Genomic DNA, 15,485 nt, shown 5'->3' with positions numbered 1-15,485 from the left:
AGGAACCCCGTGACGAACGAAGCCAAGCTCCTCGACTACCTGAAGCGGGTGACGGCCGATCTCCAGCAGACCCGCAAGCGCGTACGGGAACTGGAGGACGGGCGGCGCGAGCCGATCGCGATCGTCGCCATGGGCTGCCGGTACCCCGGCGGCGTCGGCTCCCCCGACGACCTGTGGGATCTGGTCGCCTCGGGCACCGACGCCATCGGCGGCCTCCCCGAGGACCGCGGCTGGGATCTCGACGCCCTCTACGACCCCGACCCCGAACGCGTCGGCACCTCCTACACCCGGTCGGGGGCCTTCCTCACCGACGCCCTCGACTTCGACGCGGCCTTCTTCGGGATGAGCCCGCGCGAGGCCCTGGCCACCGATCCCCAGCAGCGGCTGCTGCTGGAGACCGCGTGGGAGACCGTGGAGCGGGCCGGGATCAGCCCGGCCGCGCTGCGCGGCAGCAGGACCGGGGTGTTCACCGGCCTGATGTACGGCGACTACGCGCTGCGCCTGCACGAGGCCCCCGCCGAGCTGGAGGGCTTCCTCGGCAACGGCAGCGCGGGCAGCGTCGCCTCGGGCCGGATCGCCTACACCTTCGGGTTCCTCGGCCCCGCCGTCACCGTCGACACCGCCTGCTCGTCCTCGCTGGTAGCGCTGCACCTGGCCGCGCAGGCGCTGCGCGCCGGGGACTGCGATCTGGCGCTGGCCGGGGGCGTCACCGTGATGGCCGCCCCGGCGCTGTTCGTGGAGTTCAGCCGTCAGCGCGGCCTGTCCCCCGACGGCCGGTGCCGTTCGTTCGGAGCGGAGGCCGACGGCACCGGATTCGGCGAGGGCGCCGGCCTCCTGCTCCTGGAACGGCTGTCGGACGCCCGGCGCGACGGCCACCCCGTCCTGGCCGTCCTCAAGGGATCGGCCGTCAACCAGGACGGCGCCAGCAACGGCCTCACCGCACCCAACGGTCCGTCCCAGCAGCGGGTCATCAAACGTGCCCTGACCGAGGCGGGGCTCGAACCGCACGAGGTCGACGCGGTCGAGGCGCACGGCACCGGGACCATCCTCGGCGACCCGATCGAGGCCCAGGCGCTGCTCGCCGCCTACGGCCAGAACCGCGAGACCCCCCTGTGGCTCGGGTCGATCAAGTCGAACATCGGCCACACCCAGGCCGCCGCTGGGGTCGCCGGGGTCATCAAGACCGTCCAGGCGCTGCGGCACGGGGTCCTGCCGCGGACACTGCACGCGGAGGAGCCCTCGCCGCACGTCGACTGGAGCGCCGGGGCCGTCCGCCTGCTCACCGAGCCGACGCCCTGGCCCGAGCACGACCGGCCGCGCAGGGCCGCCGTCTCCTCCTTCGGCATCAGCGGCACCAACGCCCACGTGATCCTCGAACAGGCGCCCGACGGCGAGGAGCCGGAACCGGCGGCGGCGCCCGCCGCGGCCCCTGCGCTGCTGTGGCCGCTCAGCGGCCGGACCCCGGCGGCGCTGCGCGCGAGCGCGGGACGGCTGCTGGACTTCGCGATCGCCCGTCCCGACGCCGGCCCCGCCGATGTCGGGCACGCCCTGGCCACCCGCCGCACCCTGTTCGAGCACCGCGCGGTCGTCCTCGGCGACGACCGTGACGACCTGCTGCGCGGGCTGGCCGATCTGGCGCGCGGCGAGGAGTCGCCCGGCGTGGTCGCCGACGCGGCCCGGCCGGGCCGTACCGCGTTCCTGTTCTCCGGCCAGGGCAGCCAGCGGCCCGGCATGGGGGTCACCCTGGCCGAGCGGATCCCCGCCTTCGCCGAGGCGCTCGCCGAGATCGCGGGCCATCTCGATCCGCTGCTCGGCCGCCCGATCGTCGAGGTGATGGCCGAGGACGACGGCGCGCTCGACCGGACCGAGTACACCCAGGCCGCGCTGTTCGCCTTCGAGGTCGCGCTGTTCCGGCTGCTGGAGGGCTGGGGGGTGCGGCCCGACCTCGTCGCGGGGCACTCCATCGGCGAGCTGGCCGCCGCGCATGTCGCGGGGGTGCTCACCCTCCCCGACGCCGCCCGGCTGGTCGCCGCGCGGGGCTCGCTGATGCAGCGGGCCAGGTCGGACGGGGCGATGGGCGCGATCCAGGCGGGCGAGGAGGAGATCACCGCGTTCCTCGCGGAGGCGGGCGAGGGCCTGTCGCTGGCGGCCGTCAACGGCCCCGACGCGGTCGTGGTGTCGGGTGACGGCCCGGCCGTCGCCGCCGCCGTGAAGCACTGGCGCGGGCTGGGCCGCAGGACGCGGCGGCTACGGGTCAGCCACGCCTTCCACTCCGCGCACATGGACGAGGTCCTGGCGGAGTTCGGCGAGGTCGCCGCCGCGCTGTCCTACCGCGAGCCGGTGATCCCGGTCGTGTCGACCGTCACCGGGGAGCTCGCCGGACCCGGCCTGCTCACCTCGCCCGCCTACTGGGTGCGGCAGGTGCGCGAGGCCGTCCGGTTCGCCCCCGCCGTCGCGGCGCTGGAGCGCGCCGGGGTGCGCACCGCGCTGGAGCTGGGCCCCGACGGGGTCCTCACCCCGGCCGCCCAGCAGGTCCTCACCGGCGACGGGACCTGTGTTCCGGCGCTGCGCCGCGACCGGACCGAGCCGCGCTCGGTGCTCCAGGCCGTCGCGCGGCTGCACGCGCGGGGCGTGCCCGTCGGCTGGGACGCCCTGTATCCGGACGCCCGCGTCGCCGACCTGCCGACCTATGCCTTCCAGCGCCGCCGGTACTGGCTGGACGCCCCCGCCTGGAGCCGCGGATCGGCCGCCGAGACGGGCTTCTGGTCCGCGGTCGCCGACGGCGACACCGACCGGCTGGCCGCCGATCTGCTGCTGCCCGAGGAGCTGCGCGGCCCGCTGGCCGAGCTGCTGCCCGCCCTGGCGCGGTGGCGTCAGGACAACGCCCCCGCGGCCCCCGCCACGGACCTTCCCGTGCCGGAGGAGGACGACGACGCGGTGGCCGAGCTGCGGCTGCGGCTGGCCGGGGCGAGCGAACCCGACCAGGAGAAGATCCTCGCCGAACTCGTCCGCTTCCACGCCGCGACCGTTCTCGGGCACGCCGACGCGGCCGAGGCCGATCTGGACGCGGGATTCGCCGAGGCGGGCTTCAGCTCCCTGACGGCCCTCGATCTGCGCAACCGGCTGTGCGCGGCCACCGGGCTGCCGCTGCCGCCGGTGGCGGTCTTCGACCATCCGACGCCCGCCGCCCTGGCCCGCTTCATGCGTGCGGAGCTCGCCGCGTTAGGCGTTCTTAAGGTCGCACTTAGGTGGCTCGCCCACACTACGGAGGTCGTTCCGCTATCCGTGCTCGGGGGACCCTCGTCGAAGGCGAACGGACCGGGATGACCGACATGCGCGCCCGAATCCCTGGGAGAAAGTACCTTGCACAACCACACTGCCGGCTCGGTGATCGCGCTCTGCGCGGTACTCCTCGCCGGAACCGCCGCCTGCTCGTCCTCCGATGGCGACAGCAAGACCGCTACCGGAAAGCCGGTGTCCGGGGGAACGCTCACCTATGCGCTGACCCAGGAACCCGACTGCCTGGACCCCGCCGTCAGCCCCATGCAGGCCACGGCGATCGTCAACCGCAACATCTTCGACAGCCTGGTCTCCCTCGACTCGGACGGCAAGTTCCATCCGGCCCTGGCCGAGAAGTGGGCCGTCTCCCCCGACGGCACCACCTACACCTTCACGCTGAAGAAGGGCGTGGTGTTCCACGACGGCACGCCCTTCGACGCCACCGCGGTCAAGGCCACCCTCGACCACGTCGTCGACCCCAAGACCAAGTCCTACTACGCCGCCAGCCTGATCTCGGTGTACCGGGGCGCGAAGGTCGTCGACGCGAGCACCGTCGAGGTGAAGATCGCCGCGCCGACCGCGCCGTTCCTCCAGGCCCTGTCGACCGCCTATCTCGGCATCCAGTCGCCGAAGGCCCTCACCCGCGACGCCGCGCAGCAGTGCCAGAGCCCGGTCGGCACAGGACCGTTCCAGGTCTCGGCCTGGGAGAAGAAGTCGAGCATCAAGCTCACCCGCAACCCCGCCTACGCGTGGGCGCCGCCGACCGCGGGGCACACGGGCCCGGCCCTGCTCGACGGCCTCACCTTCCAGTTCATCCCCGAGAACTCCGCCCGGCTCGGCGCGCTCACCAGCGGCCAGGTCAACGGCGTCGACGGCGTCCAGCCCGCCGACGTCGCCCAGGTGAAGGGCTCCGGCTCGCTCCAGCTCCTGCGCGCCGACTCGCCCGGAACGGCCTACAGCCTGTACCTCAACGCCAAGAAGGCTCCGTTCTCGGACGAGAAGGTCCGCATCGCCTTCCAGCGGTCGCTGAACCTCGACGTGCTCATCAAGAGCGTCTACTTCGGCCAGTACGCGCGGGCGTGGAGCCCCCTCAGCCCCACCACCCTGGGGTATGACCCCTCGACGGTCGGCACGTGGGCCTACGACCCGACGCTGTCGAACAAGCTGCTGGACGAGGCGGGCTGGGCCACCCGCGACTCCGAGGGCTACCGCACCAAGGACGGCAAGCGGCTGTCGCTGTACTGGCCCTACACGCCGCTGTTCGCCACCGACAGCCGGACCATCCTCGGCCAGGGCATCCAGGCCGACGCCAAGAAGGTCGGCATCGACCTCAAGTACACCAGCGTGGACGTCGGCCAGCTCCAGAAGGACGTCCTCACCGGCGCCTCGGACCTGTACTCGACCAGCTACGTGCGCGCGGAACCGGACATCCTCCGCTTCTTCTTCGCCTCCGACCAGACCGCGGACAAGGGCGGCGGCAACGCCTTCCACTTCTCCGCCCCCGATGTCGACGGCTGGCTGAAGGCGGCGACCGGCAGCAGCGACGACGCGGTCCGCAAGACGAACTACGCCAACGTCCAGAAGTACGTGCTGGAGCACGCGCTGGTCGTGCCCACCTACGTCCCGAGCTATCTGGCGGGCGTGTCCAAGAAGGTGCACGACGTGAAGTTCGACCCCAGCGCCTACCCGGTGTTCTACGACGCCTGGCTGGAGCACTGACAGTGCCGGCAACGCTGCGGTGGCTGGGCCGCCGCCTGATCCTGGCGGCCTTCGTCGTCTTCGGCGCCGCCACCGCGGCGTTCGCCGCCATGAACCTCATGCCCGGCGACCCGGTCCTGACGATTCTCGGCAGCACCAACCCGACCCCCGCCCTCATCGCCCAGGTCCGCTCGGACCTCGGTTACGACGAGCCCTTCGCGGTCCGGTACGCCGAGTTCCTCGGCCGGCTCGTCCACGGTGACCTCGGGCAGTCCTACCAGCTGCGCGAACCGGTCACCGAGGTCATCACCGGCCAGCTCCTGCCGACCGCCGAACTGGCGCTCACCGCGTTCGTCCTGGCCCTGGCGGTGGCCGCGGTCCTCGCCGTCACGACCGCCGGACGCCGTCCGGCGGTGCGCCGGGTCGTGTCGGCGCTGGAGCTCCTCACCACCTCCAGCCCCGGCTTCTGGATCGGGATCCTGCTGCTCACCTTCCTGTCGTTCCGGATCCATCTGTTCCCCGCCGCCGGCGGTGACGGGGTGAACGGCCTGGTCCTGCCCGCCATCACGCTGGCGCTCGGCATGACGGGGGTGTTCAGCCAGGTCCTGCGCGCCGGATTGGAACGTGCCCTGGAGGAGCCCTACGCGCTCACCGCGCGGGCCCGCGGCACCGGGGAGACCGCGGTACGGACCAGGCACGCGCTGCGGCATGCGCTGATCCCGGTGCTCACGCTGTCCGGCTGGGCGCTGGGGACGCTGCTCAGCGGCGCGGTGGTGGTCGAGACCGTCTTCGGGCGGCGCGGCATCGGACGGGTGATGGCCACGGCGGTCATCGGCCGCGACGTGCCGACGGTCACCGGCGTGGTGATCGTGTCGGCCGTGTTCTTCACCCTCATCAACATCCTGGTCGACGGGCTCTACCGCGTGATCGACCCCCGGCTGCGGCAGGAGAAGGCATGACCCTCGTCGAGACGGCCGCGAAGGCGACGGCCGCGCCCTCGCGCGCGGCCTTCCGGCCGCCGCCGGCCGCGACGCTGGTGGCCGGTCTCGCCCTGGCCCTCATCGGCGTGGCGTTCCTGTGGCCCGGCCTGATCGCCCCGCACAGCCCGGACGTCGCCGATCCGGTGAACGCGCTGCTGCCTCCCGGCGGAGGCCATCTGTTCGGGACCGACCAGCTCGGCCGGGACACCTTCAGCCGGGTGATCTACGGAACCCGGCCCTCGCTGACGATCGGCATCGGCGCCACCGCCCTCGCCGCCCTGGCCGGATCCCTGCTGGGCGTCCTGGCCCTGGCGGGGGGCCGGGTGCTCGACGAGGCGATCATGCGGGTCACCGACGTCTTCCTCGCCTTCCCCGGGCTGCTGCTGGCGCTGCTGGTCGTCGCGGTCCTCGGGCCCGGGACCACCAACGCGACGCTCGCGCTGGCGGCGTCGGCGACGCCCGGATTCGTCCGGCTCGCCCGCGCCCAGGCCCTGGTCGTCCGCCGGTCGGACTATGTGCGGGCCGCGGTCATCCTCGGACGGCCGCGGGCCGCGATCGTCCTGCGGCACATTCTGCCCAACGCGCTGCCGCCGCTGCTGGTGCTGGCGCTGGTCAACGTCGGCACGGCCATCATCGCGGGCTCCTCGCTGAGCTTCCTCGGCCTGGGCCCGCAGGCCCCCACCCCCGAATGGGGGGCGATGCTGTCCGACGGCCGGGACTTCCTGTCGACCGCCTGGCACCTGGCCGTCTTTCCCGGCCTCGCGGTGACTGTCACGGTCTTCGCCATCAACATCGTCGGACGCTCGCTCCAGGTGAGGTTCGAGGGAAGGACACCCGGTGCCGGACTCTGACAGGACCCTGCTGACCGTTGAGGGGCTGCGGGTCGGCTTCCGGGTGCCGGGAGGCCGGATCGAGGCCGTCCGCGGGGTCGACTTCACCCTGGCGGCCGGCGAGTGCCTGGCGATCGTGGGCGAGTCGGGCTCGGGCAAGTCCGTCACTGCCCGCGCGCTGGTGGGGCTCGCCGGCACCGGTGCGAGCGTCGGAGCCGACCGGCTCGAACTGGACGGCCTCGATCTGCGCGGGATCGGCGACCGGCAGTGGCGGGAGGTGCGCGGCGGCCGGATCGGACTGGTCCTCCAGGACGCCCTGTCCTCCCTCGACCCGCTGCGGACCATCGGCGCCGAGATCGGCGAGACCCTCCAGAACCACGGCGGCGGCACCCGCGCCGAGCGCCGTGCCCGCGCGGTCGACCTGCTCAGGCAGGTCCATCTGCCCGACCCCGAGATCCGGGTCGGATGGCACTCCCACGAGCTGTCCGGCGGCCAGCGGCAGCGGGCGCTGATCGCCGCGTCGATGGCCGCGGACCCGCCGGTGCTGATCGCCGACGAGCCGACCACGGCGCTGGACGTGACCGTCCAGGCGCAGATCCTCGATCTGCTCGCGGCGAAGAAGGACGCGGGCACGGCGCTGCTGCTGATCAGCCATGACCTCGCGGTCGTGGCCCGGCTCGCCGACCGGATCGCGGTCATGCACGGCGGCAGATTCGTCGAGCAGGGCGAGGCCCGCGACATCCTGGTCGATCCCGCCCACCCCTACACCCGGACGCTCCTGACCGCCGTGCCCACGACGAGGCCGCGCGGCACCCGGCTGTCGCTCACCCCGATCGCGGGGCCGCCGCCGGGCCCGGACGGCTGCACCTACGCCGCCTCGTGCCCGCTGGCCGCCGACTCCTGCCGGACCGGCCCGATCGTCCCGGTGCTGCGGGAGCCGGGCCATGCGGTCCTGTGCCCCCGCACGGACGAGCCCTGGCCGGCTCCGCCCCCGCCCCTCGCGAACCGGGCCGCACCAGCGGAGACCACCGGCGAGGACGACGAGCCCGCGACGGTCATCGAGGTCACCGGGGTCACCAAGAGCTATGGCGGGCCGCCCGCGGTGCTGGAGGCGTCTCTGCGCCTGCGGGCCGGGCGGACGCTGGGGGTGGTGGGCGAGTCGGGCTCGGGCAAGTCGACGCTGGCCCTGCTCGTGCTCGGCCTGCTCGAACCCGACGCCGGGACGATCGAGGTGCTCGGCCGTCCCTGGTCGGCCCGGCCGGAACGGGAGCGCCGGGCGCTGCGCGGCCGCATCCAGCTCGTCCCGCAGGATCCGCTGGCGGCGTTCGACCCGCGCTACCGGGTCGGCCGGATCATCGCCGAGGCGCTGGGCGTGCCCGGTGCCTGGGCCGCCCGCCGTGACCGGCGGATCGCCGGTCTGCTGGAACGGGTGGGGCTGGATCCCTCGCTGGCCGGACGGCATCCGCGGCAGCTCTCGGGCGGCCAGCGCCAGCGGGTGGCGATCGCGCGGGCGCTGGCCTCGGAGCCCGAGGTCCTGGTCTGTGACGAGGCGGTGTCGGCACTGGACGTGTCGGTCCAGGCCCAGATCCTCGACCTGTTCGTCGATCTCCAGCGCGAGCTCGGGCTGGCGCTGCTGTTCATCTCCCACGATCTGGGGGTCGTGCACCACATCAGTGACGACGTCGTGGTCATGCGGTCCGCCGAGATCGTCGAGCGGGGGCCGGTGGAGCGGGTGTTCCAGAGCCCCGAGCATCCCTACACCAAGGCGCTGCTGACGGCGCTGCCTTCGCCGGAGGACGTCCTGGACGATCCCGGCCCCGTTGCCAGACCCACCTGACGACCGTATGATCCCATATACGGAGAAGTTCTCCGTTTAGTTGTCCGGCCCCCGACGTGCGAGTAGTGGAGATCATGTCCAAGTCCACCGGTATCCCCCTGTCCGTCCTTGATCTGGCGCACGTCGTCAACGGGTCGACCTCCGCGCAGGCCCTGCGCGACTCGGCCGACCTGGCCCGCAAGGCCGAGAGCCTCGGCTACGTCCGCTTCTGGGTGGCCGAGCACCACGGGGCGCCCGGCGTCGCCAGCGCCTCCCCCGCCGTGCTCGCCGCCCACCTCGCGGGCCTCACCACGAATCTGCGCGTCGGGTCGGGCGGCGTCATGCTGCCCAACCATCCGCCGCTGGTGGCGGCCGAGCAGTTCGGCACGCTGGAGGCGCTGCACCCGGGCCGCATCGACCTCGGCATCGGCCGGGCCCCGGGCGGCGACCCGGTGACCGCTCGGGCGCTGCGCCGCCCGGCACCCGGGAGCGAGGACTACGAGGGCCAGCTCACCGAGCTGATCGGCTACTTCGACACCCCCGAGGAGAGGGGCCGGGCCCCGCGGATCGCCGCGACCCCCGCGACCGGCAACCGGCCGGATGTCTGGCTGCTCGGATCGAGTTCCGCAAGCGCCGCCCTGGCCGGCCGGCTCGGCCTGCCGTTCGCCTACGCCTACCACTACAACCCGGCGGGCACCAACGTGGCGCTGGCCGCCTACCGGCAGTCCTTCCAGCCCTCCGCCCACCGGGACCGGCCCTACGCGCTCATCGCCGCGCTCGTGATCGTCGCCGACAGCGACGAGGAGGCCGCCCGGCTGGCCGCGCCCAACGGGCTCAACTTCCTGCGCTACCAGGTCGGCGACACCCGGGAGTTCCCCTCCACTGAGGAGGCCGCCGCCCACCCCTACACCCCCGCCCAGCGCGCCGCCATCAAGGCCCTGCTCGCCCCACAGCTCATCGGCTCGCCGGGGACCGTCCGCAGCCGGACGGCCGAGGTGCTGGCCCAGTCAGGCGCCGACGAGCTGATGGCCCTGACGATGCTCTCCGAGGCCGAGGCGAGCCTCCGCTCGCACGAGCTGCTGGCCGAGGCGCTCAGCACCGTTTCCCCCGTAGCAGTCTCCTGAGGAGGCCTTCATGAGTCATCCTGTCGTCAGCACCTCGGTCGTCATCGTTGGAGCGGGGCCCGCGGGCCTGACGCTCGCCGCGGAACTCGGCCTGCTCGGCGTCCCCGCCGTGGTGCTGGAGCGCAGCGCGGAGCCCCGGACCGACGCGCCGGGCGTCGCGATCAACGTCAGCGCGGCCGAGCTGCTGGACCAGCGCGGCCTGCTCGACCCGCTGCGCGCGGACGCCACCGCCTTCCCCATCGCGCACTATTCCCTGCTGACGCTCGACCTCGGCCATCTTTCCGCCGAGCACGAGACCTCCTTCCAGGTCCCCCAGTCGGCCGTCGAGCGGGTGCTGGCGGCGCGGGCCGTCGAGCTGGGCGCCGATCTGCGGTACGGGCATGAGGTGACGGGCCTGGTCCAGGACGACGACGGAGTGACCCTCACCGTCAGCACCGCCGACGGCGAGCGGACGCTGCGCGCCCGGTACGCGGTCGGCGCGGACGGCGCCGACGGGGTGGTCCGCACTCTGGCCGGGATCGGCTTCGACCTGGTCGACGAGCCCTTCGCGGGGCTCATCGGCGAGTTCACGGTCGACTACGCCGAGGTGGCCGTCCAACACCTCGGCGTGCACTACTCGCCCGCGGGCGGCCATTTCATGGGCATCCCGCTCGGTCCCGACCTGCTGCGGGTGGTGACCGCCGAGTTCACCCGTTCGCCCGCCGACCCCGCCGCCGAGCCCGACCTCGACGAGCTGATCGAACGGGCCGACGCGCTCACCAGCCAGGCCCTGCGCACGAAGGAGACGCTGTGGCTGCGCCGGTACACCAACCCGACCGGGGTCGCCGAAAGTTACCGCGCGGGACGGGTGCTGCTGGCGGGGGACGCCGCACACTCCCACTTCCCGCTCAACGGCCAGGCCATCACCACGGGCATCGAGGACGCGTTCAACCTGGGCTGGAAGCTCGCCGCGGTGCTCGCAGGGCACGGCACGGACGACCTGCTCGACACCTACGACGCCGAACGCCGGCCGATCGGACGGCAGGTGGTCGACAGCGTGCGCGCCCAGGTGGCCCTCTCGGGCCCCGAGGAGGAGATCGGGCCGCTGCGGGAGCTGTTCGGCCGGCTGATCGGGCTGGAGCCGGTCAACCGGCGGCTGCTGTACGAGGTGACCAATGTCGCCGTGTACTACCCGGTCCCCGGCGTCCCTCATCACCGGCTGCTGGGCTTCCGCCTGCCGCCGGTCCCGCTGACGACGTCCGCCGGGCCGGTGACACTGGCCGAGACCCTGCACGAGGGGCGCGGCGTCCTGCTCGACTTCTCCGGCGGCGCGGCCGGTCTGACGGCGCTGGCCGGCTGGGCGGGCCGGGTCGGCGTGGTCACCGCCGAGCCCGTGGCGAAGATCGACGCCCCGGTCGTGCTGCTGCGCCCGGACGGCCATGTGGCGTGGGCGGGCCCGGCCGAGGCGGCGGCCGAGGGCCTGCCGCCGATCCTGGGGACCTGGTTCGGCGAGCCCGTCGGGCAGGAGCCCGTTCCCGCCCTCTGAAGACAAGGAACCCCGGACGGTGCGCGGACCGTCCGGGGTTCCTTTGTGCCGTCACTACTGTTCGGCGGGGGTGCCGAACCAGGCCAGGAGCGCGGCGGCCAGGCCCTCGGTGTCGGAGCCGTCGGGATCGGCCCAGACGATGTGGCCGTCGGGGCGCAGCAGCACGACGGCGGCCGCGATCTCTGTGACGGGCTCGGCGGCGACCACGTCGATCCGGTCGCCGAACCCGGTCAGCGCGGCGAGGTCGGCCGACCCGGCGGAGAAGTCGAGCAGGACGCCTCGGCCGGTGTGCAGGGTCGAGGCGACGTCGGTGGTCCCCCCGGCGGTCTTCAGCTCCGCGTCGGGCACCGGACGGCCGAGCAGGTCGGCGGCGTCATCACGGCCCTCGTAGGAGATCGGGTAGCGGATCCCCCAGCCCGCGACGAGGTTCAGCAGGTACCTGCCCACCTCGGGGATCTTCAGCAGGTCGCCGAACAGCTCGCGCAGCGGCCCGATCTTGTCGAGCGGGTGGAGCAGGGCGAGCTGGGCGCGGGTGTTGAGGATGACCTGGGCGCCCACCGGGTGGCGCTCGTCGTGGTAGCTGTCGAGCAGGCCCTCGGGCGCCCAGCCCTTGATCTCGGCGGCGAGCTTCCAGCCGAGGTTGAAGGCGTCCTGCAGGCCGGTGTTCAGGCCCTGCCCGCCGATGGGGTAGAAGACATGGGCGGCGTCGCCCGCCAGGAGGATCCGGCCCTGCCGGTAGGCGGCGGCCTGCCGGGTGCTGTCGCTGAACCGCGACAGCCAGCGCGGCTCAGCGATCTTGACGTCCTTGCCGGAGATCCGGTGGATGCTCTCCTTCAGCTCCTCGATGGTGACGGGCACGCTGTCATCGGGGGCGGGGACGTCGAACTCCGTGGTCATCAGCCGGAGCCGGTCGGGCCCGAGCTGCACCTCACCGGACACGCCGCCGGGGAACAGCCCGACCTCGACGCGCTCGCGGTCGTCCTCGAACTCCGCGACGTCGGCGAGGATGCCGTAGAACCCCGAGCCGGTGCCGGGGAACTCGAACCCGGCGAGCTTGCGGACGGTGCTGCGGCCGCCGTCTGCGCCGACCAGGAACTCGCCGCGCAGCTCGTACTCGGCGCCCTCGCCGTCGCGGACGGTGACCGACGCGCCGTCCTCGTCCTGGGCGAGCGCGATGATCTCATGGCCGCGCCGGACGTCGGCGCCCAGCTCCCGGGCGCGTTCCTCCAGCACCTCCTCCACCCGCCACTGCGGCAGCACGTACATCGGCGGGACGCCCAGCGACTCCATGTCGACCCAGTACAGGGCGAAGTGATTGCGGCCGAAGACCGGGATGTCGTCGCCGAGCCTGGCCTTGAGGCCGCGTTTGTTGAGGACGTCCAGCGAGCGGGCCTGGAAGGCCAGGCCGCGCGATTCCTTCGGCGGTTCCAGTGCCCGCTCGATGACGACGACGTCGATTCCGGCGAGTCTCAGTTCCGTGGCTACCAGCAGGCCGGTGGGTCCGCCTCCCGCCACGACGACGGTGTTGGCCATGAGAGCTCCTCTTCTTGGGCCGATCTTCAGCTTCGAGCATCACCTTGCGGTCTAAAGAACTGCTTGGCGGCTGAAGAACCGTTCAGCGGCGCCCGACCACGACCGCGCTGAGCACCAGGCCGCCGTCCACGAGCCAGCGGCCGGTGAAGGAGTCCAGCACGCGGCCCGACACGACGGGACCGGGAACGAGCAGCCTGGCGGTGAAGGTGCCCGCGGGGTCGAACCGCAGCGAGGCCTCCTCGAAGCCCAGCCACCGGCCGGTCAGCGGGAACCACGCCTTGTAGACCGCCTCCTTGGCGCTGAACAGCAGCCGGTCCCAGGGCAGCGGGCCACCGGGCAGGCCGGTGAGTTCCTCCTCGCGCGCGATCGTGTCCAGAACGCCCGGCGGCAGCGGACCCTCCGGTTCGGCGTCGATGCCGAGGGAGGCGATGGTGCCGGACCGGGCGACGGCGGCGGCGCGGTATCCGGCGCAGTGGGTCATGCTGCCGACGATCCCGTCGGGCCAGCGCGGTGCTCCGCGCTCGCCCGGCAGGATCGGTACCGCAGCCACCCCGAGCCCGGCCAGGGCCCGGCGGGCGCACCAGCGGACGGTCGCGAACTCACGGCGGCGGCTCTCCACGGCCCTGCTGACGCAGGGCTCCTCGGCGGGCAGCGGGACGGCTTCGGGTGGATCCGTGCGAGTGTCGGCCGACCTGACCTCGGGCGGCAGGATCCGCTCGATCACCCGACGGCGAGACGCTTCTCGACCAGCCGCGCCACGGCGGGGCGATGGGCGTCGAGGAAGAAGTGCCCGCCGGGGAAGACGGTCAGCTCCGACCCGCCCCTGGTGTGGTTGGCCCAGTCGCGGGCCTCATCGACGGTGGTGAGCGGGTCGGCGTCGCCGGTCAGGACGGTCACCGGACAGTTCAGCGGAGGTCCGGGGATGTAGTCGTAGCCCTCGATCGCGGCGTAGTCGCCCCGCACGACCGGCAGGATCAGCTCGCGCAGCTCGGCGTCCTGGAGGATCCGGGCATCGGTGCCCGACAGGGACAGCAGCTCCGCGAGCACGGACGCCTCGTCGTCGCCTCGCAGGCTGATCGTCTCCGGCCGGCGGTGCGAGGGGGCACGGCGGCCCGAGACGAACAGGGCGTCCAGCGGCGGGCCGCCATGGCGTTCGATCCGCCGGGCCACCTCGAACGCCACGACCGCGCCCATGCTGTGCCCGAAGAACGCCAGCCGGCGTACCGGGCGCCGGTCCAGGACGGCGTGGATACGGTCGGCGAGTTCGGTGATGTCGCCGATCAGCGGTTCGAATCTGCGTTCCTGACGGCCCGGATACTGGACCGCGCGCACCTCGACCTCGGGCGACAGCGTCCGCGCGAGGGGGAAGTAGGCGCTCGCCGAGCCGCCGGCGTGCGGGAAGCAGACCAGTTGCACCTCGGCTTCGGGCAGCGGAGTGAAGCAGCGGAACCACTCGGCCCCGGTCATCCCGCCGCCTTGAAGTCGAGGGCCTCGCCGGACCGCAGGATCGACTGCTGGAGTTCGCGGAGCTGGCGGCCCGGTTCGAGGCCGAGCTCGCGGCGCAGGATCGTCCGGGCCGATTGGTAGACCATCAGCGCGTCCGCCCTGCGCTCGGAGCGGTAGAGCGCCAGCATGAGCTGCCGGTAGAAGGCCTCGTGCAGGGAGTGCTCCCGGACCAGGGCCTGAAGGAAGCTGACCAGCTCACGATGGCGTCCGACCCGCAGGCCGGTCTCCACCATCAGTTCGGTGCATTCCAGTCGCATCTCCTCCAGCCAGATCGCGAATCCGTTGATGATCGGTCCGTTGCACAGTTCACTGAGGGCGGGGCCCCGCCACAACGCCAAGGCGGACTCGAAGGCCTGTCCCGCTTCCTCGTAGCGGCCCGCCCGGAGTCCGGCGCGCCCTTCCCGCACGAGCCGCTGGAAGATCTGCAGGTCCAGCTCGTCGGCTCCGGTGCGCAGGATGTACCCCGGCGAGGAGGTGAGGATCGGTCCCTCACCGGTGCCGCCGCCGAGCAGCTTGCGAAGCTGGGAAACATAGACGTAAAGCGCCGCGGTGGCCCTGCGGGGCGGAGTCGCACCCCATACCTCCGTGACGAGCTGGTCCACCGACACGACCTGGTCCGCCCTGATGAGCAGCGTGGCCAGCACCACTCTCATCTTCGGCGGGCGCACGGACAGGCTCTTGTCGCCGTCGACCGCCCGCAGGGTCCCCAAGATCTCGTACCTCACTGCCACTCCCATCATTTCCACACAAACCGGTAGTGGAGAGACCAGATTCGCAGAAAGGTCAGATGAGGGCATCAGTAAAACTACGTATTTGGCTCCCATCATTAATTGAGTGAATGGGTTTCCGCAGGCCAAGAGGTTGAGTGGGATGCGACACTCATGCGTCAACAAATGATCAAAAAGGGAGTTGAAATGCGGCAAAGGGCGAATGGACAGCCAGTTCAACCGACAAGAAAAACGAGAAGATGCCGCGCTCGGCGACGCCTCGCCAGGGGCGGGCACCCTCACAGTCCATCACACGACCTTCTTATAGTCAACTAAAACAGTAGGAAAGATAGAAATTAGCGATCCGGCCGGTCCAGGCACCCGCCCCACACGTCAGCCCACGGATCACAGGCCTCATGGACATCGAGCAGCCACCCCAGAAGATCGCCTCCCGACCGTCGCGAACTACGACCTGGACGACCGGGAG

11 protein-coding genes are annotated in these 15,485 nt (G+C 72.4%); 7 read left to right on the top strand and 4 right to left on the bottom strand.

What is annotated here, in order from left to right; all coding sequences use genetic code 11:
* Nucleotides 1–9 precede the first annotated feature (9 nt).
* The 7 genes from LO762_RS21460 to LO762_RS21425 all read left to right on the top strand — a co-directional run bounded on the left by LO762_RS21460 (nt 10) and on the right by LO762_RS21425 (nt 11,252).
* The gene (locus LO762_RS21460; RefSeq protein WP_308104300.1) at nt 10–3,327 is read left to right on the top strand and encodes a beta-ketoacyl synthase N-terminal-like domain-containing protein; all 3,318 of its coding nucleotides are present in this window, start codon (nt 10–12) and stop codon (nt 3,325–3,327) included.
* A gap of 36 nt (nt 3,328–3,363) precedes the next feature.
* A complete protein-coding gene (locus tag LO762_RS21450; RefSeq protein ID WP_230617646.1) occupies nt 3,364–4,998 on the top strand; it encodes an ABC transporter substrate-binding protein in 1,635 nt (544 codons plus the stop codon).
* Nucleotides 4,999–5,000: 2 nt separating this feature from the next.
* Nucleotides 5,001–5,936 (top strand): ABC transporter permease, encoded by a 936-nt coding sequence (locus tag LO762_RS21445; RefSeq protein WP_230617645.1) that lies wholly within the window; start codon nt 5,001–5,003, stop codon nt 5,934–5,936.
* Nucleotides 5,933–6,808, top strand: a complete 876-nt coding sequence (locus LO762_RS21440) for an ABC transporter permease (RefSeq protein WP_230617644.1) — start codon at nt 5,933–5,935, stop codon at nt 6,806–6,808. The genes LO762_RS21445 and LO762_RS21440 overlap by 4 nt, the downstream gene beginning before the upstream one ends.
* Nucleotides 6,795–8,624 carry an ABC transporter ATP-binding protein gene (locus LO762_RS21435; RefSeq protein ID WP_230617643.1) on the top strand — a complete coding sequence of 610 codons (1,830 nt, stop codon included), beginning with the start codon at nt 6,795–6,797 and terminating at the stop codon, nt 8,622–8,624. Before LO762_RS21440 ends, LO762_RS21435 begins: the two co-directional genes overlap by 14 nt.
* A gap of 74 nt (nt 8,625–8,698) precedes the next feature.
* On the top strand, nt 8,699–9,727 hold the full coding sequence (locus LO762_RS21430) for an LLM class flavin-dependent oxidoreductase (protein WP_230617642.1): 1,029 nt from the start codon (nt 8,699–8,701) through the stop codon (nt 9,725–9,727).
* A 10-nt stretch (nt 9,728–9,737) separates the two neighbouring features.
* Entirely contained in the window at nt 9,738–11,252 is a 1,515-nt protein-coding gene (locus LO762_RS21425) for an FAD-dependent monooxygenase (protein WP_230617641.1), read from the top strand.
* A gap of 54 nt (nt 11,253–11,306) precedes the next feature.
* On the opposite strand, the gene LO762_RS21420 is transcribed toward LO762_RS21425, so the two are convergent.
* From LO762_RS21420 to LO762_RS21405, 4 genes are all read right to left on the bottom strand, one after another.
* Nucleotides 11,307–12,785, bottom strand: a complete 1,479-nt coding sequence (locus LO762_RS21420; protein WP_230617640.1) for an FAD-dependent monooxygenase — start codon at nt 12,783–12,785, stop codon at nt 11,307–11,309.
* 82 nt (nt 12,786–12,867) lie between these two features.
* The gene (locus tag LO762_RS21415; RefSeq protein ID WP_230617639.1) at nt 12,868–13,509 is read right to left on the bottom strand and encodes a 4'-phosphopantetheinyl transferase superfamily protein; all 642 of its coding nucleotides are present in this window, start codon (nt 13,507–13,509) and stop codon (nt 12,868–12,870) included.
* Nucleotides 13,506–14,252 carry a thioesterase II family protein gene (locus LO762_RS21410; protein WP_230617638.1) on the bottom strand — a complete coding sequence of 249 codons (747 nt, stop codon included), beginning with the start codon at nt 14,250–14,252 and terminating at the stop codon, nt 13,506–13,508. Before LO762_RS21410 ends, LO762_RS21415 begins: the two co-directional genes overlap by 4 nt.
* Entirely contained in the window at nt 14,249–15,016 is a 768-nt protein-coding gene (locus LO762_RS21405) for an AfsR/SARP family transcriptional regulator (RefSeq protein ID WP_230617637.1), read from the bottom strand. The genes LO762_RS21410 and LO762_RS21405 overlap by 4 nt, the downstream gene beginning before the upstream one ends.
* Between the last annotated feature and the right edge of the window lie 469 nt (nt 15,017–15,485).

This window comes from Actinocorallia sp. API 0066 (assembly GCF_020991275.1).
In the GTDB taxonomy this organism is placed as follows: Bacteria; Actinomycetota; Actinomycetes; order Streptosporangiales; family Streptosporangiaceae; genus Actinocorallia.
This window is presented reverse-complemented; position numbering and strand designations above follow the sequence as displayed.

What these genes read in the sequence shown, in the direction of transcription:
- LO762_RS21440 (WP_230617644.1), top strand. Translation starts at nt 5,933, where the DNA reads ATGACCCTCGTCGAGACGGCCGCGAAGGCGACGGCCGCGCCCTCGCGC.
- LO762_RS21430 (WP_230617642.1), top strand. Translation starts at nt 8,699, where the DNA reads ATGTCCAAGTCCACCGGTATCCCCCTGTCCGTCCTTGATCTGGCGCAC.
- LO762_RS21425 (WP_230617641.1), top strand. Translation starts at nt 9,738, where the DNA reads ATGAGTCATCCTGTCGTCAGCACCTCGGTCGTCATCGTTGGAGCGGGG.
- LO762_RS21420 (WP_230617640.1), bottom strand. Translation starts at nt 12,785, where the DNA reads ATGGCCAACACCGTCGTCGTGGCGGGAGGCGGACCCACCGGCCTGCTG.
- LO762_RS21410 (WP_230617638.1), bottom strand. Translation starts at nt 14,252, where the DNA reads ATGACCGGGGCCGAGTGGTTCCGCTGCTTCACTCCGCTGCCCGAAGCC.